This window comes from Streptomyces sp. DSM 41931 (assembly GCF_050271085.1).
GTDB classification, from domain to species: Bacteria; Actinomycetota; Actinomycetes; order Streptomycetales; family Streptomycetaceae; genus Streptomyces; species Streptomyces albogriseolus.
In genome coordinates this window covers 1,726,581-1,751,764 of the sequence record NZ_CP189902.1, presented here as the reverse complement: position 1 = coordinate 1,751,764, position 25,184 = coordinate 1,726,581, and the positions used below count along the sequence as shown (strand labels likewise).

Here is a 25,184-nt window from a genome sequence, read left to right as displayed (position 1 = left end):
TCACGGACGCGCGTGTCATCCGGACGGCCCCCGCCGTCAGCCGATCTCGATCGTGATCGTCGAGCCCTTGGGCGCGGTGTCGCCGCCGTCCACCGACTGGTCCGCGACCGTGTCGCGGAACAGACCCAGCAGGCCGCGGTCCTCCTTCACCGCGAACCCGGCCTCCTCCAGCTTCCGCCGGGCCTCGTCCACCTTGTCGCCGACCACGTCCGGCACCTCGGCCATCTCCGGGCCCTTGGACAGGGTGAGGGTGACCGTGTCGCCCTCGGCGGCCTGCCCGCCGGCGCCCGGGGACTGCCGGGCGACCCGGCCCGCGTCGTGCTCGGAGTGGACCCGCCCGTCGGCGATCTCCACCTTGAGCCCGGCCTCCTCCAGCTCGGCGCGCGCGTCCTCCGGGTCGTCGCCGGTGACGTCGGGCACGTCCACCGGGCTGCCCTTGCTCACCGTCAGCGCCACCGCGCCGCCCGCGCGGACCTTGGTGCCCTTGCCCGGCTCGGTGGAGATCACCGCGCCCCTGGGCACGAAGTCGCTGAACTCACGGGTCACCATGCCCGGCTCCAGGCCCTCGTCCTCCAGCAGCGACCGCGCCTTGTCCAGCCGGTAGCCGTCCAGGTCGGGCACGCGCACGGTCTCCGGGCCCTTGGACACGGTCAGCGCCACCGGGGCGCTGCCGCGGACGCGGGCCCCCGCCGCCGGGTCGGTGCTGATCACCTTGCCCCGCTCGACGGTGTCGCTGTACTCCTCCGTGACGTCGCCGACCTCGAGCCCGGCCGCGGTGAGCCGGTCGCGGGCCTCCTGCTCGGTCTTCGACAGCACCGGCGGGACCTTGGTGAACTGCCCGGAGTTGATGTACCAGACGCCCGCGCCCAGCCCCAGCACCAGCAGCACGGCCACGACGATCGCCGCGGGGCCGCGGCGCAGCGCCGTGCGGCGCCGCGGCGGCAGCGGGGGAGGCGACTGGAAGCGGCTGGTGCGGTGCACGCGGTCCGCGCCGTCGTCGTCCTCGTTCACGGGGAGCGGGCGCGGCACGGTGAGGGAGCGCGGGATGACGCTGGTGCGGTCGCCGGCGTTGTCGTGCTCCGCGGACAGCGCCTGCGGGGGCATCGCGTCGAGCTGCTCGTCGGTGAGCCGGCCGCGCGCCTCGCGGGCCAGGGCGAACAGCGCCACCGCGTCGGCCGGGCGGGCCTGCGCGTCGCGCGCGGTCGCCGCCGCGACCAGCGCGTCCAGCGCGGGCGCCAGGCCGGGCACCACCGCGGAGGGCGGCGGCACGTCGTCGTGCAGATGCTTGTAGAGGACGATCGCGGGGGAGTCGCCGTCGTGCGGCTTCTCCCCGGTCAGCATCTCGTAGAGCAGGATGCCGCAGGCGTACACGTCGACGCGGGGGTCGGCGGTGCCGTGCTCTATCTGCTCCGGGGCCAGGTAGGACACCGTGCCCAGCACCGTGCCCGTGCTGTTGGTGACCGTGTCCACCGAGCGGACCAGTCCGAAGTCGGCGACCTTGACCCGGCCGTCGTCCCCGATCAGCACGTTCTCCGGCTTCATGTCGCGGTGCACGAACCCCGCCCGGTGGGCGGCGCCCAGCGCGGCCAGCACCGGCTCCAGGATGTCCAGCGCGGCCCGCGCCTGCAGCGCCCCGCGCTCCCGCAGCACGTCCCGCAGGGTGCAGCCCGGGATGTACTCCATCGCCAGGTAGACGTACCCCCCGTCGGCGCCCTGGTCGAAGACCTGCACGACGTTGGGATGGGCCAGCCGGGCGACGGACTTGGCCTCGCGGATGAAGCGCTCCACGAACGTGGCGTCGGACGCCAGCGAGGGGTGCATCACCTTGAGCGCGAGGATGCGGTCGAGACGGGTGTCCAGGGCCCGGTAGACCGTGGCCATCCCGCCGACGGCGATCCGCGCCTCGACGCGGTAGCGGCCGTCGAGCACCTGCCCGACCAGCGGGTCCTGAAGGGTCGTGTCCACGCAGCGAGTCTACGAGTCCGCGACGACAGCCCCGGCCCGTTCAACCGCCGTTGGAGCGGACCTGTGACCTGTGTTACCCGACCGCGTCCGAACCGCCGACGGCCCGCGGGCCGGAACGCGGCCGGTCCGCGGTCAGAACGCGGGCCGTTCCGGGTCCAGCGCGGCCCGGCCCTCGACCGGCGAGGACGCCTGCGCGAAGTGGCGCCGGGGGATGCGCCCCGCCCGCCGCGCGAGCCGTCCCGCCTCCACCGCGCCCCGCATCGCGGACGCCATCAGCACCGGCTCCTGGGCGCGGGTCACGGCGGACGCCAGCATCACGCCCGCGCAGCCCAGCTCCATCGCCAGCGCCGCGTCCGACGCGGTGCCCGCCCCGGCGTCCAGGATCACCGGCACGCCCGCCCGCTCCACGATCAGCTCGAAGTTGTGCGGGTTGCGGATGCCGAGCCCCGAGCCGATCGGCGAACCCAGCGGCATCACCGCCGCGCAGCCCACGTCCTCCAGCTTCCGCGCCAGCACCGGGTCGTCGTTGGTGTACGGCAGCACCGTGAACCCGTCGTCGACCAGTGTCTCCGCCGCGTCCAGCAGCTCCACCGGGTCCGGCAGCAGGGTCCGCTCGTCCGCCACGACCTCCAGCTTCACCAGATCCGTGCCCAGCGCCTCCCGGGCCAGCCGCGCGGTGAGCACGGCCTCCCCCGCGGTGAAGCAGCCGGCCGTGTTCGGCAGCACCTCCACGCCCAGCCTCCGCAGCACCGACAGCACCGACCCCTGCACCGAGGGGTCCACCCGCCGCATGGCGACGGTCGTCAGCTCGGTGCCGGACGCCACCAGCGCCCGCTCCAGCACGTCGAGGCTCGGCGCCCCGCCGGTGCCCATGATCAGCCGGGAGGTGAAGGTCCGGCCGCCGAGGACAAGGGGATCGTCGGCCATGGTCAGCCTCCTTGGACGGCGGTGAGGACCTCCACCCGGTCCCCTTCGGACAGGGGGGTGGCGGGCCACTGCGCGCGCGGGACGACGGTTTCGTTGAGGGCGGCGGCCACCCCGGAGGGCGCCGCGGTGAGCGACCTCACGACGAGGTCGAGAGCCGTGCCGGGCGGGAACTCCCGGGGCTCGCCGTTGACGGTGACGGTGACGGTGGTGACCGGGGCGTTCATACGGACTGCTCCGCCAGGACGGGGGCGCCGAAGCGCCGGGGGGTGAACGGGAGGGCCTCGTCGGGCAGCTCGCCGGTGGTCAGCACCCGCGCCATGGCGTCGCCGGTGACGGGCGTCAGCAGCACGCCGTTGCGGTGGTGTCCGGTGGCCAGCAGCAGCCCGTCGAGGCCGGTCGGGCCGAGCAGCGGCGCGTTGTCGGGGGAGCCGGGGCGCAGTCCGGCGGTCGTCTCGGTGAGCGGCAGCTCGGTGAGGCCCGGCACCAGCTCGTGGGCGTCGCGCAGCAGCTCGTAGACGCCGCCCGCGGTGACCGTGGTGTCCCAGCCCATCTCCTCGCTGGTCGCGCCGATCACCAGCTCGCCGCTCTCGCGCGGCACCAGGTAGACGTGGCTGCCGCGCACCACCGCCCGCACCGTGCGGCTCAGGAACGGCTCGGGGCGGTCCGGCATGGTCAGCCGCAGCACCTGCCCCTTCACCGGCCGCACCGGAGGCAGCACCTGAGGGGGGACGCCCGCCAGCCGCCCGCTCCAGCTGCCCCCGGCCAGCACCACCTGCGCCGCGCCCAGCTCGCCGCCGTCCGCCGTGACCACGCCGGTCGCGCGGTCGCCGGTGACGACGAGCCGCTCGGCCCAGGCGCGGTGCACCGTGACACCGGCCCGCCCGCAGGCGGTCAGCAGCGCGGACGCCAGCCGGCGCGGGTCGATCTGGTGGTCGCCGTCCACCCGCAGCCCGCCGCGCACGCCCGGCGCGAGCATCGGCTCCAGGCGCCGGCACTCCCGTCCGGTCAGCCACTGCGAGTCCAGGCCGGAGCGCTGGTGCAGGGCGTGCAGCTCGCGCAGATGGGCACGGTCGTCGGCGTCCAGCGCCACGGCGAGGGTGCCGCAGCGGCGGTAGCCGAGGTCCTGGCCGGTGCACTCGGCCAGCTCGGCGGCGAAGTCGGGGTAACGGCGCGCCGAGGCCAGGTTGAGGCCGAGCAGGGTCTGCTCGCCGTGGTGCAGCTCGGTGACGGCGGCCAGCATCCCGGCCGCCACCCGGGCGGCGCCGCCGCCCGGCTCGGGGTCCACGACGGCCGTGGCGAGCCCGGCCTGCGCGGCCCGCCAGGCCGTGACCAGACCGATGATCCCGCCCCCGACGACGAGGACGTCTGCGGTACGCGTGGGCGACATGGGCGTCCAGCCCCTCCCTTCGCCGGCATGACCCGGATCAGGTTCGTACGGTCGGAGGCCGCCAGCCTCCCTCTCAGCCCGGTGCGTCCGGGCTCCCGCGAGTGCGTGTACGCGGGCCACCCTAGCCCGCGCCGCGCCGCACCCGTAAGGGACCCCGCGCGGCAGCGGTCCGGCGCGGCGGGCACGGGTGTCTATGGTGAGCGGGTGAGCGAGCAGACGCAGGAACGGGGAGGGGCCGCGCCGCGCCGGGTCGTCGTGGCCGGCGCGGGCATGGCGGGCGTGCAGACCGCGGCGGCGCTGCGGGAGCGGGGCTTCACCGGAGAGGTGACGCTGATCGGGGCGGAGCCCCACCAGCCGTACGACCGGCCGCCGTTGTCCAAGGCGGTGCTGCTGGGCACCGCCGAGAGCTCCGCCTTCGACGTGGACTTCGAGGAGCTCGGGGTCGAGCTGCGGCTGGGCTGCGAGGTGACCGGCCTGCGCCCCGGCGACCACGAGCTGGACACGGAGGCCGGGCCCGTCCCGTACGACGTGCTGGTGGTCGCGACCGGCGCGGAACCGCTGCGGCTGCCCGGCGCGGAGGGCGTGCCCGGCGTGCACCTGCTGCGCACCCTGGACGACGCCGAACGGCTGCGGCCGGTGCTCGCCGAGCGGCACGACATCGTGGTCGTGGGCGCGGGCTGGATCGGCGCGGAGTTCGCCACGGCCGCGCGTGAGGCGGGCTGCGCGGTCACCGTCGTGGAGGCCGAGGAACGGCCGCTGGCGGGCGTGCTGCCCGCCGAGGTGGCCGACCCGATGACCGCCTGGTACGCGGAGGCCGGTGTCACGCTGCGCACCCACGCGCGCGTGGCGCGCGTCGAGCCCGGCGCCGTGCTCCTCGACGACGGAGCCCGGCTGCCCGCCGGCGCGGTCGTCGTCGGCATCGGCGCCCGCCCCGCCACGGCCTGGCTGGCCGGGTCCGGGATCGTCCTCGGCACGCACGGCGAGGTCGCCGCCGACGCGCACCTGGCGACCTCCCTGCCCGACGTGTACGCCGTCGGCGACTGCGCCTCCTTCCCGTCCGCCCGCTACGGCGAGCGCCTCCTCGTCCACCACTGGGACAACGCCCTCCAGGGGCCGCGCACGGTCGCCGCGAACATCGTCGGCGGGGCGGAGGGCCGCGAGGTGTACGACCCGGTGCCGTACTTCTGGTCCGAGCAGTTCGGGCGGTTCGTGCAGTGCGCCGGACACCACGCGGGCGCGGACCGCACGGTGTGGCGCGGGGACCCGGCCGGCCCGGCGTGGAGCGTCTGCTGGCTGAGCGGCGGCCGGCTGGTCGCGCTGCTCGCGGTGGGGCGGCCCCGGGATCTGGCGCAGGGGCGGCGGCTGATCGAGTCGGGCGCCGCGATGGACCCGGAGCGGGTGGCGGACCCGGCGCGGCCGCTGAAGTCGGCGACGGCCTGACGCCCCCGTCGGCGGGGTCCCCGGGCGACGCGCCCGCCCGGTGGGACGGGGCTGACTTCCGACTGTCGGTGGCAGGTGGCAGGCTTGTCCCGTGACCGAGATTGACGCAAAGATCGATGCTCTCGTCCCCGCCTGGCTCACCCTCCCCGACATCGCCGAGAAGTTCGGCGTCGAGGTGACGCGCGTCCGGCAGCTGGTCAAGGAGGGCCAGCTCATCGCCGTGCGCCGGGGTGAGAACCGCGCGCTGCACGTCCCCGCCGCCTTCATCGACGGGGACAAGGTCGTCAAGGGCCTGACCGGGACCCTGACGCTCCTGCGGGACGACGGCTTCACGGTCGAAGAGATGCTGGAGTGGCTCTTCACCCCCGACCCCAGCCTGCCGGGCACGCCCGCGCAGGCCCTCGCGGAGAACCGCGGCACGGAGGTGAAGCGCCGGGCCCAGGCCCTCGCGGTCTGACCGCGCCCACCCTGTCCGAACAACGCCCCCGGCCGGGGCACGCGCCCCGGCCCCGGGCCGACCCGGCCCACGCCGGGACGCGGCGCCGGCCGCCTGACGGCGCACGGACCGGCCCCCGACCCTTGCGGCCGAGGCCTGCGGGGGTCTCGTGCGGCCCGGCGCCAGGCGGGCGCCGGCGCAGTCGCCGTTCCTTGAGCCGGGGGCTGCCAGGCCGCGGCCTCGCTGCGCCCGACGCCCGCGCCCGACGCCTGCCCGCACCTCTCGCGCGGCGCCCGCCCGCCGGGGTGCACGCGCGCCGAACTCCCCACACGCCGATCCGGGACGTGCCGCGTCGACGCGTCGCGCTCCGAGGAGCGCCATGCGGTACCGCGTTCCTTCCCCCCCACCTCGCGCGGGTGAGTGGACGCCGGACCGGGGCGGGTCCCGCGGGTGTGCTCCCGGGGACCGAGGGACGTCTCGTACCGCATAGGGTTCCGGCGGGCGGGCCGGTCCGTGGTGGGCCGGGGCGCCGATCCGCACCTCGCGGGCCTGCCGGGCCCGTGCCGACGAGACGATTCCGGGGGGACCCCATGACCGACAGCCCGCGTGACCGGCTCGCCGACGCCCGTGTCTACCTCTGCACCGACGCGCGCAAGCGGCAGGGCGACCTGCCGGAGTTCCTGGACGCCGTGCTGGCCGGCGGGGTCGACGTCGTGCAGTTGCGGGACAAGGGCATGGAGGCCGCCGAGGAGCTGGAGCACCTGGCGGTCCTGGCCGACGCCTGCGCCCGGCACGGCAAGCTGCTCGCGGTCAACGACCGCGCCGACGTCGCCCACGCGGCCCGCGCCGACGTCCTTCACCTCGGCCAGGGCGATCTGCCCGTGCCCGCCGCCCGCGCGATCCTCGGCGACTCCATCCTGATCGGCCGTTCCACCCACGCCGAGGCCGAGGCCGCCGCGGCCGCCGTCCAGCCCGGCGTGGACTACTTCTGCACCGGCCCCTGCTGGCCCACCCCCACCAAGCCCGGCCGCCCCGCACCCGGCCTGGACCTCGTCCGGTACACCGCCGGGCTCGGCACCGGCCGCCCCTGGTTCGCGATCGGCGGCATCGACCTGGCCAACCTCGACCAGGTGCTGGACGCGGGCGCCCGCCGGGTGGTCGTGGTCCGGGCCCTCACCGAGGCGGACGACCCGGGCGCCGCGGCCGCCGAGCTGGCCCGTCGCGTGCGGGAGGCCGCGGAGGCCGGCTGACCGCGCCGCGGCGGCCCGGCGTCTCAAGTTTGTCCACACTGTGGACACCAAGTCGGCAAATCGGACAAATATCCCGCTTCTGGTTGGGGGGCCGCCTACCCGTGGCTACGCTGCCCGTATGGCCCTCGGAACCGCATCCACCAGGACGGACCGCGCACGCACCGTGCGCGACATGCTCGCCGGCGGGAAGACGACGTACTCGTTCGAGTTCTGGGCCCCCAAGACGGAGAAGGGCGAGCGGAACCTCTGGAACGCGCTCCGCAGGATCGAGGCCGTCGCGCCCAGCTTCGTCTCCGTGACCTACGGCGCGGGCGGCTCCACCCGGGCCGGCACGGTGAAGGCGACCGAGCAGATCGCCGCCGACACCACCCTCACCCCGGTCGCGCACCTCACGGCGGTGGAGCACTCCGTCGCCGAACTGCGCAACATCATCGGCCAGTACGCCGACGCCGGGATCCGCAACATGCTGGCCGTGCGCGGCGACCCGCCCGGCGACCCGATGGGCGCCTGGGTGCCGCACCCCCAGGGCCTCACCTACGCGGCCGAACTGGTGCGTCTCATCAAGGAGTCGGGCGACTTCTGCGTGGGCGTCGCCGCCTTCCCCGAGATGCACCCGCGGTCCGCGGACTGGGACAGTGACGTCGCCCACTTCGTGGACAAGTGCCGGGCCGGCGCGGACTACGCGATCACCCAGATGTTCTTCCAGCCCGAGTCGTACCTGCGGCTGCGTGACCGAGTCGACGCGGCGGGCTGCGAGACGCCCGTGATCCCCGAGGTCATGCCTGTGACCAGCGTGAAGATGCTGGAACGGTTGCCAAAGCTCAGTAACGCTGTGTTCCCCGACGCCCTCAAAGAGCGGATCCTCACAGCGAAGGACGATCCGGCGGCGGTACGCTCCATCGGTATCGACTTCGCCACGGAGTTCTGTGCGCGGCTGCTGGCCGAAGGAGTGCCCGGTCTGCACTTCATCACGCTCAACAACTCCACGGCGACGCTGGAAATCTACGAGAACCTGGGTCTGCACCACCCGCCGCAGGCCTAGACCGGTCGCACGCGCATACGACACACTGCGTAGCGACCACTGGGAGAGGGGCGTACATGGGCTGGACGGTCCTCTACATCGCGTTCGGCATCGTCGCGCTGTGGTTGCTGGGTGAGGTGCTGCTGCAGTACAAGGCGCGCCTGCGCTGGCGGCTGCTCGCCTTCGTCGGGTTCCTCGGCGTCGTGTTCGGCGTGCTGATCCCGTCCGTGGTGGTGATCGGACTGGGCGCCGCGGCCTTCGCCGTGGGGCAGACCTACGTCACGCTGTCGTTCCGCCGCGGCTTCCAGGCCGGCTGGGCGGTCAACGCGCCGCTGCTGTCCGCCGCCAAGGGCCGCGGACGGGGACGCGGACGCGAGGAGCCGGCGCTGGAGGTCACCGGCCTCGAGGCGTCCGGCGACCGCGCCGACGCGTTCGACACCGGCACCGCGACGGCCGGTTACGGCGCCGACGACGACTACGACCGCGACGACGTCTTCACACCCGCCGCCGACCGCCAGACGGCCGCGGAGACCACCGCCGTCTACGAGCCGCAGCCCCTGCCCGACGACACCGGCTCCTACGGCGTCTACGGCGACCAGGGCTACGCGGGTCAGGACCAGTACGCGGACCAGTACGCCGCGACCGCACAGACCGCCGACCCCAACTACGCCTACGACTACTCCGGTTACGGGCAGCAGCAGGGCTACGACACGGGCCAGCAGTACGCCGCGTACTCCGACCCGTACATCGGCAACGCCACCTACGACGGCGGCACGTACGACACGGGCTACACGGACCAGCAGTACGCCCAGCAGGGCTACGCGGCCCCGGACCCGTACGCGACGGGCGGCTACGGCGGCGAGGCCCCGGCCGGCGGCCTGTGGGTGCCGCAGCAGCGCAGCGCCGACGACCCGTACGGCGGCGAACTCCCGCCGGAGCAGCAGTACCCGTACCAGGACGACGGCCGGCAGCAGGGCACCCAGGGCAACGGGTACGACGAGCAGTACCGCTTCTGAGAGCGGCCGCGCTTCTCCCTCAACCGCCCGCGCCGCGGCCCGCGTTCACTGCGAGCCGCGGAAGTCCGGCCCCTCGACGACGAGTCCGGCGACCAGCGCCCCCGACATCCCGGCGTGCGGCAGCCCGCCGCCGGGGTGCGACCAGCCGCCGACGGTGAACAGCCCCGGCAGCCGCGTGCTGTTGGACGCGTGCAGGAACCGGCCGTCCGCGGCGGCGAGCGCAGGCGCCGGCACCGCGCCGCCCTCCGCGCCCGTCTCCCGCGCGACGTCCTCGGGCGTGCGCACCTCGTGCCACAGCAGCCGGTCCCGCAGATCCGGCACCGTCCGCGCGGCGGCCGTCACCATCCGCTCCGCGTACTCCCCGACGCCGTCCGCCCCTGCGGGCGTCACCGCCGTCACCGTGACCGCCTCGTGCCCCGGGTCCGGGACCAGCGCCGGGTCGTCCGGCCGCAGCACCGTCACCGTCGGCTCGGCGGGCAGCCGGCCGCCGGCCAGCGCGTCCAGCTCCGCCTCACGGTCCCGGGTGTGCACCACCGTCCGGTGCGGGGTGCCCTCCGGGCGGGCGCCGCGCAGCGCCAGCAGCACCGTGGTCCGGCTCGCCCCCTCCCTCCGGGCGGGCACCTCGCCCTCCGCGCGCAGCCGTGTGCCGCACATCCGCTCCAGCACGCCGGGGCCGACCCCCGCGACCACCAGGTCCGCCTCCGCCGCCGTGCCGTCGGCGAGTTCCACCCCCGCCGCCCGGCCGTCCTTCTCCCGCACCGCGGTGACCTCCGCGCCGAAGTGGAACTCCACCCGGCGGGCCAGGCACCGCTCGTACATCGCCCGCGCCAGCTCCCGCAGCCCGCCGCGCACGTACCAGGTGCCGAAGGCGTGCTCCATGTACGGCAGCACCGCCGCGCTCGCCGGGGTGGTCCGCGGATCCAGGCCGAACGCCAGGGCATGGCTCTCCAGCAGCGCCCGCAGCCGCGGATCGCGCAGCTCCCACGCACCGACCTCCGCCAGCGTGGCCGCCTTGCGCAGCCGCAGCAGCCGCCGGTGCGGGACCGCCGGGTAGGGCTCGCGCTCGGCCAGCACCTCCCAGTTGGGCCACAGCGGCTCCTCCAGCAGCGGGCGGCGCGCCCGGTCCCAGGCCTCACGGGCCCGCACCAGGAAGTCGCCCCAGCGCCGCGCCGCGTCCGCGCCCAGCGCCTCCTCCACCGCGGAGACCACGCCCGCGCGGGAGGCGTTCGGCAGGGACACCCGGGTGCCGTCCGCGAAGACGTGGTGCGACGACGGATCGGCCTGCACCAGCTCGACGCACTCCTCCAGCGGCTCCCGCCCCGTCTTCACGAACAGGTCCCGGTAGACGGCGGGCAGCGGCAGCAGCCCCGGGCCCGTGTCGAAGGCGAACCCGTCCCGCTCCCGGCGGCGCAGCGCACCGCCGTACGTCTCCGTCCGCTCGTACACCGCCACCCGGTGGCCCGCGACGGCCAGCCGGGCGGCGGCCGCCAGCGCACCCGCGCCGGCGCCGATCACCGCAATCCGTGCCATGGCAGGGACTTTATCCGCCGCCGGTCAGGGCCCCTCCCCGAGTATCCGCGCCCCCGCAGCGTGACCGAGCGGACGCGTGCCGTGGTGGGCCCGGATGCGCAGGAGTGAGTACAGGTACCTAGCCGGCGAGATGAGTACGGCGGCGGATGGGCCCGGACCAGCCGGAACGGAAGAGTGGAGACCACGGAGAGGGGCCCGGGCCACGGGACCGGCGACACGGGGCGCCGGAACGGGGACCGGCCCGCGATCCGCTCCTTCCGCCGGCGCCGTCGGCGGGAGCGAGGCACGGGGGAGCCCGGGGGAACGACCGTCACGGGGGTTCCACGGGGGGACGTACGGGGGATCACGGGGGAACAGGGAGGCGCCGGCCCGGCCGGTGGCCCGCGGGGGACGCGGCCACCGGCGGACCGGCGCCTTCGCGTGCGCGGCGCCTGGGGGCCCTTCAGCCGCGGCCGCTGACCCGGCCCTGCAGCAGCCGCGACAGCGCCGCGTGCACGTCGTCCAGGGACCGCTCCGGCTGGAACGACTTCCAGTCCAGCGCCGCCACCAGCACCATGCCCACCAGCGCCGCCGCCGTCAGCGGCACGTCGATCTCCTCGCTGAACTCCCCGGCCGCCACGCCCTCGCGCAGCACGCCCTCGACCACCGCCACGGCCTGCTGCCGCACCACCATCAGCGTGGACTGCCAGGCCCGGTTGGTGCGCCACAGCTCCGCCACGTACAGCTGGGTGAAGGCCGGGTAGCGGTCGATGAACACCAGCCCCGCCCTGATCATGGCGTCCAGGGCGTCGACCTTGGTCCCGCCCTCCCGGGCCGTCCGCTCGGCCGCCTCCCGCAGCGAAGCGGTCAGCAGGCCGACCCCGTGCCGCAGCAGCTCCTCGAAGAGGACCGACTTGCTCGCGAAGTTGTAGTAGACGGTGCCCTTCGCGACGCCCGCCCGCTCGGCGATCTCGTCCACGGTGGTGGCGGAGAACCCCTGTTCGGCGATGAGCGTGACGGCCGCCTCGTAGAGCTTCTGCCGGGTGGCCTCGCGGCGGGCGCTGCCGCCCGGCGTGGTGCTGCTGCGTTCCATGGCCCTGATTCTCACAGGAGCTCCGGCCGGCCGGTTCACAGGCTCAGCTCCGGATGCAGGCGGTCGAGCGTCCAGACCTGCCGGCGGCGGGCCGACAGCGCCGTCAGCGCGAGCGCGCCGGCCGTGAACGCAGCCAGCACCGCGCAGGCCGTCCACACGGGCCCGAGCCCGCCGCCCGAGATCAGCCGCCGCAGCGCCTCCACGACGTGGGTCATCGGCAGGAACGGGTGCAGCGCGTTGAAGAAGTCCGGACTGGTCTGCACGGGGTACGTGCCGCCCGCCGAGGTGAGCTGGAGCATCAGCAGCGCCAGGACGAGGATCCGGCCGGCGGCGCCGAAGCGGGCGTTCAGCCACTGCACGAGCGCCGCGAAGCACGCCGTCACCAGGAACAGGAAGCCCACCGTCCCGGCTGCCCGGGCCATCCGCAGGCCGAGCCCCCAGTGCAGCACGGACATCAGCGCCACCGTCTGCAGCACTCCGATCGCCGCCACCGGCAGCCAGCCCGCCAGCGCAATCCGCCAGGCGGAGGCGCCCGCCGCGAGCGCCCGCCGGTTCATCGGCGCGATCAGCATGTACGCCACCATCGCCCCCACCCACAGCGACAGCGGGATGAAGTACGGGGCGAAGCCGGTGCCGTAGTTGGGCGCCTTGTGCAGGTCGCGGGAGACCAGCCGCACCGGGTCGGCCATCACCTCGGTGCGCTCGTCGCGCTCGGCCTTGTCGTAGTCGGGGATCCGCTCGGCGCCCTCGTGCAGACCGCCGGCCAGCTCCTCGGAGCCGTCGACCAGCTTGAAGAGGCCGCCGCTCAGGTCGTCCGCGCCCGTCTTCAACGTGCCGATGCCCTTGTCCAGCTTCCGGGCGCCCGTCTCGGCGGTGGCGAGGCCCTTGTTGAGCTTCTTCGCTCCCGCGGCGACCTTGCCGGCACCCGTGTTCAGCTTGTTGACGCGGCTGACGGCGTCGTCGAGGTCCTCGGAGAGGTGCGGGGCGCGGTCGGCGAGCGCACGCGCCTGCTTCTCCAGGGTGGCGAGGTGCCCGTCGAGCTTCCTCAGGTCCGCGCGGTGCCCGGTGACCAGGTCGCTGACGTCGTCCGCGACGGACGAGGCGGTCGCCACCGCCTCCTTGGCCTTCTTCAGCTCCGGGCAGGCCGGGTCGGGCTCGTCGGCGTCCTCGCAGCGCTCGCGGTGGACCGTGTCCAGGGTGCCGGACGCCTCACGGGCGTCCTTCGCGGCCGCGGGGGCCTTCTCCGTCAGCGCGTCCAGGTCGTCCCGCAGCTCTCCCGCCGTGTCGGCGACGAAGCGGGCCGTCTCCCCGATGGCCTTCTCGTTCCTCCTCAGGAACGGGCCCGCCTCGGCGTTCAGCGCGTTCACCTTCTCGGCGAGCCGGCGTGTGCCGTCCGCGACCTTCCCGGAGCCGTCCTCCAGGGTGCCAGCGCCCTTGTGGAGGTCATCGAGCCCCTTGACCAGCTTGCCGCTGCCCGCGCGGGCGTCCTTCAGCCCGCCGGCGAGGTCCTTGGAGCCCTTCTCCGCCTCGCCGATGCCCCCGTTCAGCTTGTCGGCGCCCTGTGCTGCCTTCACCGTCTCGCCGTGCAGGTCGGAGAAGGAGACGAAGATCCGGTCCAGGAAGGACCGGGAGGTCTTGGTGGACGCGGCCCGCCGCACCTCGCCGAAGACCGTCCGGGAGATCTGCCCGACGATGTAGTTGTTCGCGTCGTTGGTGCGCACCCGGAGGGCGCCGGTCTCGGGCGAGTCGCCCGAACTGGAGGCGATACGGCGGCTGAAGTCGGCCGGCACGGTCAGCGACAGGTAGTACGTGCCGTCCTCGACCCCGCGCCGGGCCTCCTCCTCGCTCACCTCCCGCCAGTCGAAGGCGGAGCTGTCGCGCAGGCCCTCGGCGATGTCGTCGCCGGCCGTGATCCGCTCGCCGTGCGCGGTCGCGCCCTTGTCCTCGTTCACGAGGGCCACGGGGATCCGGTCGAGCCGGCCGTACGGGTCCCAGAAGGACCACAGGTACAGGGCGCCGTAGAGCAGGGGCAGCACCAGCAGGGCGACGAGCGCCGCGCGCGGGAGGGTGCCGCGGCCGAAACGCCGCAGCTCAAGAGCGGCCAGTCGCGGCGATCGCATCGGCGTCGGCCTCCTTCTCGTCGTGGTCGGCCTGGTCGGCGGCTTCGGCGGCTTCGGCGGTCCCGGTCTCGTCGGCGGTCCCGGCCTCGGGGGTTCCGTCGGTCTTGTCCGGGGTGGCGCCGGGGCCGTCGTCGGTGCGGGCGGGGTCCGCTGCCGGGGCGCCGGTCTCCGTGCCGGTACCGGCGAGGGAGTCGTCGGGTCCGACGCCGGCGGGGGCGGCGGGCCCGTCGGCCTCCGCGCCGCCGGACCGGTCCGCGTCCGTGCGGACGACCACCGCGTCGGACGGCGGCTCGCTGCACACGGCCAGCACCGTGACTCCCGTGCCGGTGACGGACCGCAGCAGCTCCCACACCTCCTCCCGCTCCGCGGCCGACAGCTTCAGGTCGGTGTCGTCGATCCCGAGCAGCCGGGGACGGCCCAGCAGCGCCAGCGCCAGCGACAGCCGCAGCGCCTCCACCCGCTCCAGGTCCCGCACCGCGGTCCGCCCGCCCTTGGGCAGGGCGGCCAGGTCGAGCCCGGCGGTGGCCAGCGCCTCGTCGATGTGCCGGCGCCGCTCCCGCCGCCGCTCGGCGCGCGGGCGCAGCAGCTGCCGGGGCCGGGGGAGCGCGCCCCCGAAGCGCCGCCGCAGCAGCTCCTGCTCGCGCAGATGCTCGGCCACGGTGAGCGCCGGGTCGAGGTCGGTCACCCCGGCGACATGCGCCAGGGCGCTGCGGCGGCGTACGGCGGCCATGCGCCGGGGCAGCTCCAGCCCGCCGACGACGGCCCGTCCCTCCGTCGGCTTCATCCGACCGGTGAGCGCGAGCAGCAGACAGGTGCGGCCGGTGCCGGACGGCCCGGCCACCGCGATCAGCGCACCGGGCCCGGCGTCGGCCGACACGTCGCGGAAGGCCCACCCCCGTGGCCCCTTCAGACCGAGGCCGTCGGCCACGACGGCGAGTCCGCTCGGATCGTCCACGAATCCCCCTGGAACGTGCGAGAGTTTTTGTACTGACTGGTCAGTGCAAAAGCTAGCTCGAACGGGCGGACGAGGCAACGTCGCAGGTCAGAACGGATTGTCAGTGCCATACCGCACGATGTGCACATACGGCACTCGCCTCATGGCGTGCCGTCACGAAGACGACAGGAGGTTCGTCATGGCCCACTCGTCCGCAGCCGCCGCCCGTCGGCGCCGCGCAGCCGGCCCTGCCCCCTCACTGCACAACGGCCCGGCGAGCGACATCCACCCCGTGCTGCGCCGCTCCGCGGCCCCGCCCGCCGCCCTCGACCTGCTCGCCCAGGCCCGTGCCGGACTCGACGAGGCCGCCGTCCTCGACACCCCCAACGAGCGCTACGCGACGGCCCATCTGGCCGCCCTGCGCACCGCCGCCGCCGTGCTCGCCGCCCGGGGCAGGCCCGAGACCTCGCCCCGGGCCCGGGCCAAGATACGAAGCGCGTGGGAGGTGCTCCCCGAGATCGCGCCCGAACTCACCGAGTGGAGCGCCCTGTTCGCCTCCGGGGCCCGGCGCCGTGCCCGGGCCGAGGCGGGCATCCAGGGCGCGGCGACCGTGCGGGACGCCGACGACCTGATCCGGGACGTGGCGATGTTCCTGCGCCTGGTCGAGCGGATGCTGGTGCTCCAGCCGGTGCTGCCCCAGCCCCGCCCCGACCAGGACGGCGGGCCGGACACCGCCCCGCGCGGCGACCTGCCCGACGCGGGCTGACCCGGAGGCCACCGGGTGACGGCGGGCCGCCGCGCAGGCCATAGGGTGGACAGCGCCTGAAACCCGATCGCCCCGCCCCACCCCAGGCGGTGCCCCGCCGAGGAGTCACCACCGTGCCGGACCCGATGCGCCCCCGCGCCGCTCTCCGTACCGCCGTTGTCTGGGACGTCCTCCAGGACGCCCTGGAACGCAGGGTCGAGGCCACCGGACGGCAGGCCCTGGACGTCCTCGACACCGGCGGCGGCAGCGGCAACTTCGCCGTGCCCCTGGCCCGGCTCGGACACCGCGTGACCGTCGTCGACCCCAGCCCGAACGCCCTGTTCGCCCTCGAGCGCCGCGCCGCCGAGGAGGGCGTCGCCGACCGGGTGCACGGTGTGCAGGGCGACGCCCGCGGCCTCTTCGACGTCGCCGAGCGCGCCGGCTACGACGTCGTGCTGTGCCACGGCGTCCTGGAGTACGTCGACGACCCGGCGGAGGGCGTGCGCAACACGGTGGCCGCCCTGCGCCCCGGCGGCGTCCTCAGCCTGCTCGCCGCCGGCCTGGGCGGCGCGGTGCTGGCCCGCGCCCTCGCCGGCCACTTCACGGAGGCCCGGCAGGCCCTCGACGACCCGAACGGCCGATGGGGCGAGGGCGACCCCGTGCCGCGTCGCTTCACCGCCGACCAGCTGACCGGGCTGGTGCGCGGCGCGGGCCTGGAGGTCGGCGCGGTGCACGGCGTCCGCGTCTTCTCCGACCTCGTCCCCGGGGTGCTGGTCGACACCGAGCCCGGGGCGATGGAGGCGCTGCTGAAGCTGGAGGCCGCCGCGGCCGAGCTCGCCGCCTTCCACTCCGTGGCCACGCAGCTTCATGTGCTCGCCGAGGCGGGCGGGACCGCCGGGGCGTGAGCGGCCGTCCGTGACACGGCGCTGATCAGCGGCGCGTCCGGCGGCCCCGGGGCGCATGGACTGTGCCACAGGCCCCCCGAATGGCGGCTCGGAGCCGTATGATCGAGGGAGACCGCCCGGCATGACGGGTCGGCCGCCGGGGAATGACAGCCTCAGCGGACCGGTGCGTGATGGCGGACACCGGTCGGCAATTGGCGCAGAGGGGCGGGTTTCACGGGGGCGATTCCCTGCCTATCCTGAAGGGACCCCCCGGGTCGCCCCGGCGACTGCACGATGAGGAGGACTCCGTGCCGCTCTCGGAGCACGAGCAGCGCATGCTCGAGCAAATGGAGCGAGCGCTGTACGCCGAAGATCCCAAGTTCGCGACGGCGCTCGAGGGAAGCGGGCTGCGTACGTACACCCGGCGACGGGTCTACCAGGCGGTCGCGGGCTTCCTCGTAGGTATTGCGCTCCTCATGGCCGGTATGGTCGCCCAGCAGGTGTGGCTCAGTGTCGTGGGCTTCCTCGTGATGCTGGGGTGCGCCGTACTCGCGGTGACCGGGTGGCGCAAGGCGCCCAAGCCGGGCGAGCAGGCCGCGGGGGCCGCAGGGGCCGCTCCGCGGGCGGGCCGCCAGGGCAGAACGCGGCGCTCGATGATGAACCGCATCGAGGAGCGGTGGCAGCGACGGCGCGACGAGCAGGGCGGCGGCCACTGAGGCCTCCGCGATCTTCGATTCAGGGGTGTCCACCCGTGCGGGTGGGCACCCCTGAGTCGTCCCTGCCGGTGCGTGGTGGTTGCTCGCGCAGTTCCCCGCGCCCCTGAAGGGGCGCGGGGAACTGCGCGAACGGCCCACGGCGGCCCGCGGCCGGCGACGAGACCTCAGCCGCGCTGGCGCGTAGGCAGACGCCAGTTCGGGCGGAGGGCGACGAGACGGTCCCGCAGGGCCGCCCAGCGGTCGGACACCGTCCACACCACCCGCACGGCCGACCGCGGCGCGAGCAACGCCCGCAGACGGGCCCGCCGGGACGCCGAGTCCCGCAGCGCCGCCGCAGCCCGCCGCACGTCGTCCGCCAGCCCCACCGCCGGCCGCGGCCGCGGCGCGTACAGCACCTGCTCCACCGCCCCCGCCAGCCGCCGCACCGACGCCGCCGCGTCCCCGTCGAGCCCGCCCGTCCGCACGACGCGGTCGGCCGCCCCGCGCGGGGTCAGCGACTCGTCCGGCACGATCCCGTGGTCCCAGGCCGTGTCCGTCAGCTCCTCCCAGGCGGCCAGCACACGCGGAGCGACGTCCTCCTCCGCGCGGCCGTGACCACCCAGCCGCACCGCCCGCATCCGCGTCCGCCACAGCAACGGCGACAGGGGAAGCGCCAACACCAGCAGCCCGGCCAGCGCCCACAGCAGCACCACATGCCACTTCGGGCCGTCGCCCCCCGCATCCAGGGCCGCCTGCGGCGACTCGCTCTCGCAGGACCCCGGGTCGCTGCCGTCCGCCCGGCAGTCGGTGCTCCGCGACGGCTGCGCCGACGGATCGGCGGGCGCGGCCTGCGACGGCCGGGCCGGATCCGCGGGACCGTTGTCCTCGACGTCCTGCACGGTGTAGTCCGGCGTGGAGCCCCGGGTCGGGGTCGGCTCGAACCGCGTCCAGCCCACGCCCTCGAAGTACAGCTCGGGCCAGGCGTGCGCGTCCCGCATCGCGACCGAGATCGTGCCGTCGGCCTGCGGGGTGCCGGGCGCGAAGCCCACCGCGATCCGCGCCGGGATGCCCAGCGACCGCGCCATGGACGCCATCGCGAAGGAGTAGTGCACGCAGAAGCCCCGCTTGTCCTTCAGGAAGCGGGCGATCGCCTGCGAGCCGCTGCCGACGTCGACCTGGGTGTCGTACTGGAAGTCGCCGCTCAGCGTGAACCAGTCCTGCAGCATGACCGCGCGGTCGTAGTCGCTCTTCGCGCCGTCGGTCACGGCACGGGCGGTCTCGTGGACCAGGGAGGGCAGCGAGTCGGGCAGCTCGGTGTACTCGCGCAGCACGTCGGCCGGCGGCTCCGGGGCCTTGGCCAGCTGCTCCGCCGTGGGCCGCACGTCCAGGCTGCGCACCTCGTACGTCAGACCGCGCGTGTTCTGCCCGTGGTCACCGACCAGCGTCATGCCGACGGGCTCGTAGCGCCAGTCGCCCCCCACGCTCACCCGGCTCGGCGGGTACGGCATCGGCAGCCACGTCTGGCCGTACCACTTCGCGACCGAGACCGACGTGCCGACCTCCGTGAACTCCACGTCGGGGCCGAGCCCCGGCGGGGCCGGGAAGCCCTCGGGCACCTGGGTGATCGCCCGCTTCGACGGCTTCCACGTGGTGCCGTCGAAGTCGTCCAGGGACACGATGCGCAGGTACAGGTCCGAGGTGTTCTCCATCTCGGTGCGCACCGAGAACACCGCGCGGTCGTCGTCGTTGTTCAGCGAGTCGCGCAGCGACACCAGCGGGTTCACCGCGGAGATGGTGCCGCCCCCGCCGACCCCCGCGCCCACCCCCCGGCCGTTCGGGTCCAGCAGGCCGCCGTCCATCGCGGGCAGCGCCAGCGGCGCCACCAGGGCGATGCCCAGCGCCACCACCCCGATCCGGTGCCCGAACCGCGCCGGCGCCGGCGCCCCGGGCGTCTCCCTGCTCCGGCCGCGTGGCGGACCGGCGAACACCCGGCCCCACTGCGAGAGCCGGTCCCGGCCCTCGGCGAGCAGCAGCATCAGATAGCCGACCGCGGCCAGCAGGAACCACAGCCACTCGATGCCGTTGTCCGTCAGGCCCGCCGCCACCGAGTACAGGGCCAGCAGCGGCAGCCCGGCCGGGGCCGCGCTGCGGAAGGTCACCGCGAGCATGTCCACCAGCAGGCCGATGACCAGCACCCCGCCGACCAGCATCAGCCGGATGCCGTCGCTCAGCGGCGCCGGTATCGCGTACCGGTTGACGTCCTGGCCGCCCTGCTCCAGCAGCTGCCCGAAGAAACGCAGCGCGTCCGGGCCGGGTATCAGCCCGGCGACGGCGTGCTCCCGCGCGAACATCAGCGTGAGCAGCACCAGCGTGACGACGACCTGCGCCGCCACCGTCAGCGGCCGCGCCAGCGGCACCCGCCGCGCCGCCGCGCCCACGCCCGCCTGCACGCCCAGCAGCAGCGCCGCCTGGAGCATCCAGAGGGTCGACTCCACCAGCGGCAGCAGGGCGCAGGCCGCCAGCAGGGTGGCCGCCCACGCGCGCACCGTGAGCCTGGCCAGTGAGCTGATCACGGTCCCTCCCCACCGCTCGCCGCCACCAGGCCCGAGCGCTCACGGTCCGCCTGCCGCCACAGCTGCTCCAGCGAGGCGCCCCGCTCCACCGCCACGGCCGTCCAGCCCGACTCGCGCAGCATCCGCAGATGCTCCTCGCCCTGCCGCTCCTCGGGGCCGGGCGGGTCGGAAGGCTCCCGCAGCCAGTCGTCGCTGTCCAGCAGGAACGCGACGGCGCCGCCGCTGCGCTGCCGCATCCGCGCCAGCACCGCGGTCTGCTCGTCGTCCAGGTCGCCGAGGAACGCCACCAGCAGTCCCTCGCCGCCGGACCGCAGCACGTCGTAGGCGCGGGACAGGCCCTCCTCGTCGGAGTGGTCCACCACGGCCAGCGTGTCCATCATCAGCCCGGCCGCGTCCGCCGACTCCTGGTGCACGCCCGAGAAGCCGTCGGCGCCCTCTCCCGGCACCGAGTCGCCGGTGTCCGTCAGCAGCCGCACCGAGAAGCCCCGCTCCAGCATGTGCACCAGCACCGAGGCCGCGCCCGACACCGCCCACTCGAACGCCGAGTCCGGCCCGGCGCCCTCGTAGGCGATGGCGCGGGTGTCCAGCAGCACCGTGCAGCGGGCGCGCTGCGGCTGCTCCTCGCGGCGCACCATCAGCTCGCCGTAGCGGGCGGTGGAGCGCCAGTGGACGCGGCGCAGGTCGTCGCCGTAGCGGTAGCCGCGGGGAATCACGTCGTCCTCGCCGGCCAGCGCCAGCGAGCGCTGGACCCCGTCGCCGTATCCCTTGGACTCGCCGCTCAGCCGCACCGGCGGCAGCGCCTCCACCCGGGGCGTCACCGTCAGCGTGTCGTAGGAGGAGAACGAGCGGTTCAGCTCGCACATCCCGAACGGGTCGGACAGCCGCAGCTGGAGCGGGCCCAGCGGGTAGCGGCCGCGCAGGTCGGAGCGGACCCGGTAGGAGACCTCACGGCGCCCGCCCGCCTCCATCCGGTCCAGCACGAACCGCGGGCGCGGGCCGAGCACGTAGGGCACCCGGTCCTGGAGCATCAGCAGGCCCGTGGGCATCCGGGAGACGTTGTCCATGCGCAGGTGGACGCGCGCCTCGGTGCCCGCGGGCACCCGGCCGGGGGAGAGCCGGCGGCTGCCCGCGACCCGGTAGCGGGTGCGGTAGAGCACGGCCGCGCACACCAGCGGCAGCACCGCCAGCAGCAGGCCGACCCGCAGCAGGTCGCTCTGCCCGAGCACGTACGCGCAGATCGCGGCCGCGATCCCGGCCGCCAGGAAGGAGCGCCCCCGGGTGGTGAGCCCCGCCAGGGCGGTCCTCAGCCCGCTCCGGTCGCCCCGGTCGTCGTCGGCGTGGACCGCGCCGGCGGTGCTCATCACAGCCTCCGGGGCGGCTGCTGGCCGTAGCCTCCGCGGCCCAGGCCGAACCCGGCGGGCTGGCCGGCCGCCGCGGGCACCGTGGTGCGCTGCAGGATCTCCTGCACCACCTGCTCGGCGGTGCGGCGGTTGAGCTGGGCCTGAGCGGTGGGCAGCAGACGGTGGGCGAGCACGGCGACGGCGAGCGCCTGCACGTCGTCCGGCAGCGCGTAGTCACGGCCCGCCAGGGCCGCCGCCGCCTTCGTGGCCCGCAGCAGATGCAGCGTCGCACGCGGCGACGCGCCGAGTCTCAGGTCGGGGTGCGTGCGGGTGGCGGCGACCAGGTCGACCGCGTACCGGCGGATCGGCTCGGCCACGTACACGCCGCGCACCGCCTCGATGAGCTTCACGATGTCGTGCGCGTGCGCCACCGGCTGGAGGTCCTCCAGCGGGGAGACGCCGCCGTGCACGTCGAGCATCTGGAGCTCGGCCTCCGCGCTCGGGTAGCCGACCGAGACGCGGGCCATGAAGCGGTCGCGCTGGGCCTCGGGCAGCGGGTAGGTGCCCTCCATCTCGACCGGGTTCTGCGTCGCCACCACCATGAAGGGGCTGGGCAGTTCGTAGGTCTTGCCGTCGATGGTGACCTGGCGCTCCTCCATCGACTCCAGCAGCGCCGACTGGGTCTTCGGCGAGGCGCGGTTGATCTCGTCGCCAATCACGATCTGGGCGAAGATGGCGCCCGGCTTGAACTCGAAGTCACGGCGCTGCTGGTCCCAGATGGACACGCCGGTGATGTCCGAGGGCAGCAGGTCCGGTGTGAACTGGATGCGCCGCACCGAGCAGTCGATCGACCGCGCCAGTGCCTTCGCCAGCATCGTCTTGCCGACGCCCGGGACGTCCTCGATGAGCAGATGTCCCTCGGCGAGCAGCACGGTCAGCGAGAGCCGGACGACCTCGGGCTTCCCCTCGATCACGCCTTCCACCGAACCGCGCACGCGCTCCACGACGGCGGTCAGGTCCTCCCCGACCGCCCCGTATGCCCGGTCGGGGGCGCCCCCATGGCTCGCACGATCGTCATAGGTCGTCACCCGGCCCTCCTCGGCCTTTCCCGCGCTCCGCAATGAAGCGGGGGGTTCCCCACATGTCCCGGCCGATCCCTTGCCCAGCGGACCGGCCCACCCCGAATCACGGGCGTCACGCGGGAAAAGTTCCGCGTGACACCACTTCCGCATTCTTGCCGCCGTTACCGTTTCGTGTCACTCGCCTGTGGACAACTGACAGCGATATGTCAGCTCTTACGACGTTCGACGGCTCTCCGGGTGCGGCCGGTCCCGGGACGGGCGGCGGGGTCAGGCGGGGTCCACCTCGCGCAGCAGACCCGTCTTCACGTCGAAGACGAACCCGCGCACGTCGTCGGTGTGCAGCAGGAACGGCGAGGTCCGCACGCGCTGCATCGACTGGCGGACGTCCTGGTCCACGTCCCGGAAGGCCTCCACGGCCCACGCCGGACGCTGTCCCACCTCCATCTCGAGGTCGTGCCGGAACTCCTCGGTGAGGGATTCCAGGCCGCAGTTGGTGTGGTGGATGAGGACCACGCTGCGCGTGCCCAGCGCCCGCTGGCTGATGGTCAGCGAACGGATCACGTCGTCCGTGACGACGCCGCCCGCGTTGCGGATGGTGTGGCAGTCGCCGAGCGACAGGCCCAGCGCGTCGTGCAGGTCGAGACGGGCGTCCATGCAGGCCACCACCGCGACGTGGAGGACGGGACGGGCGTCCATCCCGGGGTCGGTGAACGCGGCCGCGTAACGCTCGTTGGCTTCGATCAGACGGTCGGTCACGGTGCCGGCTCCGGCCGAGGCGTTTCCGGAACCGGCGGGTACGGATGCAGAAGTCGTCATACCCATGACGGTACTGGTCACGGGGGCGTGAGGCGTGTTGTGACAGGCGACAAAGAACGTCAGCGAACCTTGGTGTGAGGTAACCCATAGGAGTGGTGTGACCCCCTTCCTGCGGGTGATGTGTCCGATCCGCCTCTTGACCCGCGCGGGCCGCGACGCGCAGTCCGGTTGATTGACCGGGCCGGACCGTGGACTAAAGTGACGCGGAGCGGGAGGCGTGACCGCCCGCCGCTGTGACTTCCCCGGATCCCCCGGCCGCGACCAGGGGATCTCCCGCGTGCGCGGCGCGTACGTACGGCTCGGCCTCCTCCCGCCGCCGCCCGGCCGACGCCTGCCGGCGCCGGCCGCCCCCTCACCGGGAGGGCGGGAACCCGGCGGTGCGTGAGCGTCACGCCGGATCTGAGAGGGCCCCTTGAGCAAGAGTCGACACGTCCCGGTGATGCTCCAGCGGTGCCTGGACCTGCTGGCGCCCGCCCTGGAGCGGCCCGGCGCGGTGGTCGTCGACTGCACGCTCGGCCTCGGCGGCCACAGCGAGGCGCTGCTCAGCCGCTTCCCCGAGGCCCGGCTCGTCGCCCTGGACCGCGACAAGGAGGCGCTGCGCCTGTCCGGTGAGCGGCTCGCCCCCTTCGGCGACCGTGCCACCCTGGTGCACGCCGTCTACGACGAGCTCCCCGACGTCCTCGGCCGCCTCGGCATCCCGCGCGTGCAGGGGATCCTGTTCGACCTCGGGGTGTCCTCGATGCAGCTCGACGAGGCCGGCCGCGGCTTCGCCTACGCCCAGGACGCCCCCCTCGACATGCGCATGGACCAGACGGCCGGCGTCAGCGCCGCCGAGGTCCTCAACACCTACCCGCCCGGCGAGCTGGTCCGCATCCTGCGCGCCTACGGCGAGGAGAAGCAGGCCAAGCGGATCGTGGCCGCCATCGTCCGGGAGCGCGAGAAGGAGCCCTTCACCACCAGCGCCCGCCTGGTCGAGCTGATCCGCGACGCGCTGCCGCAGGCCGCCAAGCGCACCGGCGGCAACCCGGCCAAGCGCACCTTCCAGGCCCTGCGGATCGAGGTCAACGGCGAGCTGTCGGTACTGGAGCGGGCCGTCCCGGCGGCCGTGAAGGCCCTGGACGTCGGCGGCCGCATCGCCGTGCTGTCGTACCACTCCCTGGAGGACCGGCTGGTCAAGCAGGTGTTCGCGGCGGGCGCCGCCACCACCGCCCCGCCCGGCCTCCCGGTCGTCCCCGAGCAGTACCAGCCGCGGCTCAAGCTGCTCACGCGCGGTGCCGAACTTCCCACCGAGGAGGAGATCGCCGAGAACCGCCGTGCGGCCCCCGCGCGGCTGCGCGGCGCGGAGCGCATCCGGGAGGACGTCGAGTGAGGCGGCCGCGGTGAGGCGCGGGCCGGCCCCGCGACGGGCGGCGGCCGGGCGAACGGGCGGGACGAGCGAACTCAGGGGAGCGTGAGTGACCAGGAAACCCGAACTGAAGGGGCGGCCCGAGCTGCGGGGGAGGGCGGCCCGGCTCGCGCACCTCCTGCCCACCGGCCGCGCCCAGGCGGCCCGCACCCCCTTCGTGCTCCTCGTGGTCCTGCTCCTCGGCGGCGGTCTGATCGGCCTGCTGGTGCTGAACTCCGCGCTCAGCGAGGGCGCGTTCCGCCTCGACGACCTCCAGCGGGAGACCAAGGAGCTCACGGACGAGGAGCAGGCCCTGCAGCGCGACATCGACGCCTACTCCGCCCCCGACGCCCTCCAGCGCCGCGCCCGCGAGCTCGGCATGGTGCCCGGCGGCGACCCCGCCTTCCTCGGCCCCGACGGCAAGGTCAAGGGCGTGCCCAGCGCGGCCTCCGCCGCCCGCGCCCCCCTGGTCCTCGCGCCCGAGGCGCTGGCCACGGCGACGGCCCCGCCGCCGTCCCCGGAGGCCGCCCCCCGTTCCCCGCACGCCCCGACCCCCGGCAGGTGACG

At 74.8% G+C, this 25,184-nt stretch carries 22 protein-coding genes and 1 riboswitch; of the genes, 10 read left to right on the top strand and 12 right to left on the bottom strand.

Annotated elements, in window-relative coordinates:
* Positions 1-36 precede the first annotated feature (36 nt).
* The 4 genes from pknB to thiO form a co-directional block, all read right to left on the bottom strand.
* Positions 37-1,965, bottom strand: coding sequence for a Stk1 family PASTA domain-containing Ser/Thr kinase (gene pknB, locus ACP7TJ_RS08275; protein WP_427762640.1), 1,929 nt, complete (start codon positions 1,963-1,965; stop codon positions 37-39).
* Between the two features lie 132 nt (positions 1,966-2,097).
* A complete protein-coding gene (locus tag ACP7TJ_RS08270) occupies positions 2,098-2,892 on the bottom strand; it encodes a thiazole synthase (protein ID WP_093767982.1) in 795 nt (264 codons plus the stop codon).
* Positions 2,893-2,894: 2 nt separating this feature from the next.
* Positions 2,895-3,116, bottom strand: a complete 222-nt coding sequence (gene thiS / locus ACP7TJ_RS08265; RefSeq protein WP_093767983.1) for a sulfur carrier protein ThiS — start codon at positions 3,114-3,116, stop codon at positions 2,895-2,897.
* Positions 3,113-4,279 carry a glycine oxidase ThiO gene (thiO, locus tag ACP7TJ_RS08260; protein WP_093767984.1) on the bottom strand — a complete coding sequence of 389 codons (1,167 nt, stop codon included), beginning with the start codon at positions 4,277-4,279 and terminating at the stop codon, positions 3,113-3,115. The genes thiS and thiO overlap by 4 nt, the downstream gene beginning before the upstream one ends.
* Positions 4,277-4,388: riboswitch (TPP riboswitch) on the bottom strand. Its footprint overlaps the gene before it by 3 nt.
* Before the next feature lie 95 nt (positions 4,389-4,483).
* On the opposite strand from thiO, the gene ACP7TJ_RS08255 reads away from it, so the two are divergent.
* From ACP7TJ_RS08255 to ACP7TJ_RS08235, 5 genes are all read left to right on the top strand, one after another.
* Positions 4,484-5,719, top strand: coding sequence for an NAD(P)/FAD-dependent oxidoreductase (locus ACP7TJ_RS08255; protein WP_427762637.1), 1,236 nt, complete (start codon positions 4,484-4,486; stop codon positions 5,717-5,719).
* Between the two features lie 91 nt (positions 5,720-5,810).
* Entirely contained in the window at positions 5,811-6,176 is a 366-nt protein-coding gene (locus ACP7TJ_RS08250; RefSeq protein ID WP_033272981.1) for an Rv2175c family DNA-binding protein, read from the top strand.
* A gap of 569 nt (positions 6,177-6,745) precedes the next feature.
* Positions 6,746-7,405, top strand: coding sequence for a thiamine phosphate synthase (gene thiE, locus ACP7TJ_RS08245; protein ID WP_167742822.1), 660 nt, complete (start codon positions 6,746-6,748; stop codon positions 7,403-7,405).
* 118 nt (positions 7,406-7,523) lie between these two features.
* Positions 7,524-8,447, top strand: coding sequence for a methylenetetrahydrofolate reductase [NAD(P)H] (metF, locus tag ACP7TJ_RS08240; RefSeq protein WP_093767987.1), 924 nt, complete (start codon positions 7,524-7,526; stop codon positions 8,445-8,447).
* A 56-nt stretch (positions 8,448-8,503) separates the two neighbouring features.
* Positions 8,504-9,442 carry a hypothetical protein gene (locus ACP7TJ_RS08235; protein WP_266545567.1) on the top strand — a complete coding sequence of 313 codons (939 nt, stop codon included), beginning with the start codon at positions 8,504-8,506 and terminating at the stop codon, positions 9,440-9,442.
* Between the two features lie 45 nt (positions 9,443-9,487).
* Here ACP7TJ_RS08235 and ACP7TJ_RS08230 read toward each other — a convergent pair whose 3' ends face one another.
* The 4 genes from ACP7TJ_RS08230 to ACP7TJ_RS08215 all read right to left on the bottom strand — a co-directional run bounded on the left by ACP7TJ_RS08230 (position 9,488) and on the right by ACP7TJ_RS08215 (position 15,119).
* Positions 9,488-10,972 (bottom strand): phytoene desaturase family protein, encoded by a 1,485-nt coding sequence (locus ACP7TJ_RS08230; RefSeq protein WP_367463551.1) that lies wholly within the window; start codon positions 10,970-10,972, stop codon positions 9,488-9,490.
* A gap of 442 nt (positions 10,973-11,414) precedes the next feature.
* Positions 11,415-12,044 carry a TetR/AcrR family transcriptional regulator gene (locus ACP7TJ_RS08225; RefSeq protein ID WP_093767990.1) on the bottom strand — a complete coding sequence of 210 codons (630 nt, stop codon included), beginning with the start codon at positions 12,042-12,044 and terminating at the stop codon, positions 11,415-11,417.
* Positions 12,045-12,079: 35 nt separating this feature from the next.
* Positions 12,080-14,164, bottom strand: a complete 2,085-nt coding sequence (locus tag ACP7TJ_RS08220) for a YhgE/Pip family protein (protein ID WP_427762633.1) — start codon at positions 14,162-14,164, stop codon at positions 12,080-12,082.
* Positions 14,136-15,119, bottom strand: a complete 984-nt coding sequence (locus tag ACP7TJ_RS08215) for an ATP-binding cassette domain-containing protein (RefSeq protein ID WP_370163422.1) — start codon at positions 15,117-15,119, stop codon at positions 14,136-14,138. The genes ACP7TJ_RS08220 and ACP7TJ_RS08215 overlap by 29 nt, the downstream gene beginning before the upstream one ends.
* 178 nt (positions 15,120-15,297) lie before the next feature.
* Between ACP7TJ_RS08215 and ACP7TJ_RS08210 the strand changes: the two genes are divergently transcribed.
* The 3 genes from ACP7TJ_RS08210 (at position 15,298) to ACP7TJ_RS08200 (ending at position 17,443) form a co-directional block, all read left to right on the top strand.
* Positions 15,298-15,864, top strand: a complete 567-nt coding sequence (locus tag ACP7TJ_RS08210; RefSeq protein ID WP_093767993.1) for an SAV_6107 family HEPN domain-containing protein — start codon at positions 15,298-15,300, stop codon at positions 15,862-15,864.
* 113 nt (positions 15,865-15,977) lie between these two features.
* Positions 15,978-16,748, top strand: a complete 771-nt coding sequence (locus ACP7TJ_RS08205; RefSeq protein ID WP_167742817.1) for a methyltransferase — start codon at positions 15,978-15,980, stop codon at positions 16,746-16,748.
* Positions 16,749-17,035: 287 nt separating this feature from the next.
* Positions 17,036-17,443, top strand: a complete 408-nt coding sequence (locus ACP7TJ_RS08200) for a DUF3040 domain-containing protein (RefSeq protein WP_093768029.1) — start codon at positions 17,036-17,038, stop codon at positions 17,441-17,443.
* A 164-nt stretch (positions 17,444-17,607) separates the two neighbouring features.
* Here ACP7TJ_RS08200 and ACP7TJ_RS08195 read toward each other — a convergent pair whose 3' ends face one another.
* The 4 genes from ACP7TJ_RS08195 to ACP7TJ_RS08180 form a co-directional block, all read right to left on the bottom strand.
* Positions 17,608-19,995, bottom strand: coding sequence for a transglutaminase TgpA family protein (locus ACP7TJ_RS08195; protein WP_367560523.1), 2,388 nt, complete (start codon positions 19,993-19,995; stop codon positions 17,608-17,610).
* Positions 19,992-21,356, bottom strand: coding sequence for a DUF58 domain-containing protein (locus ACP7TJ_RS08190; protein ID WP_093767995.1), 1,365 nt, complete (start codon positions 21,354-21,356; stop codon positions 19,992-19,994). The genes ACP7TJ_RS08195 and ACP7TJ_RS08190 overlap by 4 nt, the downstream gene beginning before the upstream one ends.
* Entirely contained in the window at positions 21,356-22,423 is a 1,068-nt protein-coding gene (locus tag ACP7TJ_RS08185; RefSeq protein WP_033272992.1) for an AAA family ATPase, read from the bottom strand. The genes ACP7TJ_RS08190 and ACP7TJ_RS08185 overlap by 1 nt, the downstream gene beginning before the upstream one ends.
* Positions 22,424-22,684: 261 nt before the next feature.
* Positions 22,685-23,233, bottom strand: coding sequence for a beta-class carbonic anhydrase (locus ACP7TJ_RS08180; RefSeq protein ID WP_093767996.1), 549 nt, complete (start codon positions 23,231-23,233; stop codon positions 22,685-22,687).
* A 412-nt stretch (positions 23,234-23,645) separates the two neighbouring features.
* On the opposite strand from ACP7TJ_RS08180, the gene rsmH reads away from it, so the two are divergent.
* Both rsmH and ACP7TJ_RS08170 read left to right on the top strand, forming a co-directional pair.
* Positions 23,646-24,602 (top strand): 16S rRNA (cytosine(1402)-N(4))-methyltransferase RsmH, encoded by a 957-nt coding sequence (gene rsmH, locus ACP7TJ_RS08175; RefSeq protein WP_093767997.1) that lies wholly within the window; start codon positions 23,646-23,648, stop codon positions 24,600-24,602.
* Positions 24,603-24,687: 85 nt separating this feature from the next.
* Positions 24,688-25,182 carry a septum formation initiator family protein gene (locus ACP7TJ_RS08170; protein WP_266545550.1) on the top strand — a complete coding sequence of 165 codons (495 nt, stop codon included), beginning with the start codon at positions 24,688-24,690 and terminating at the stop codon, positions 25,180-25,182.
* Positions 25,183-25,184: the final 2 nt, after the last annotated feature.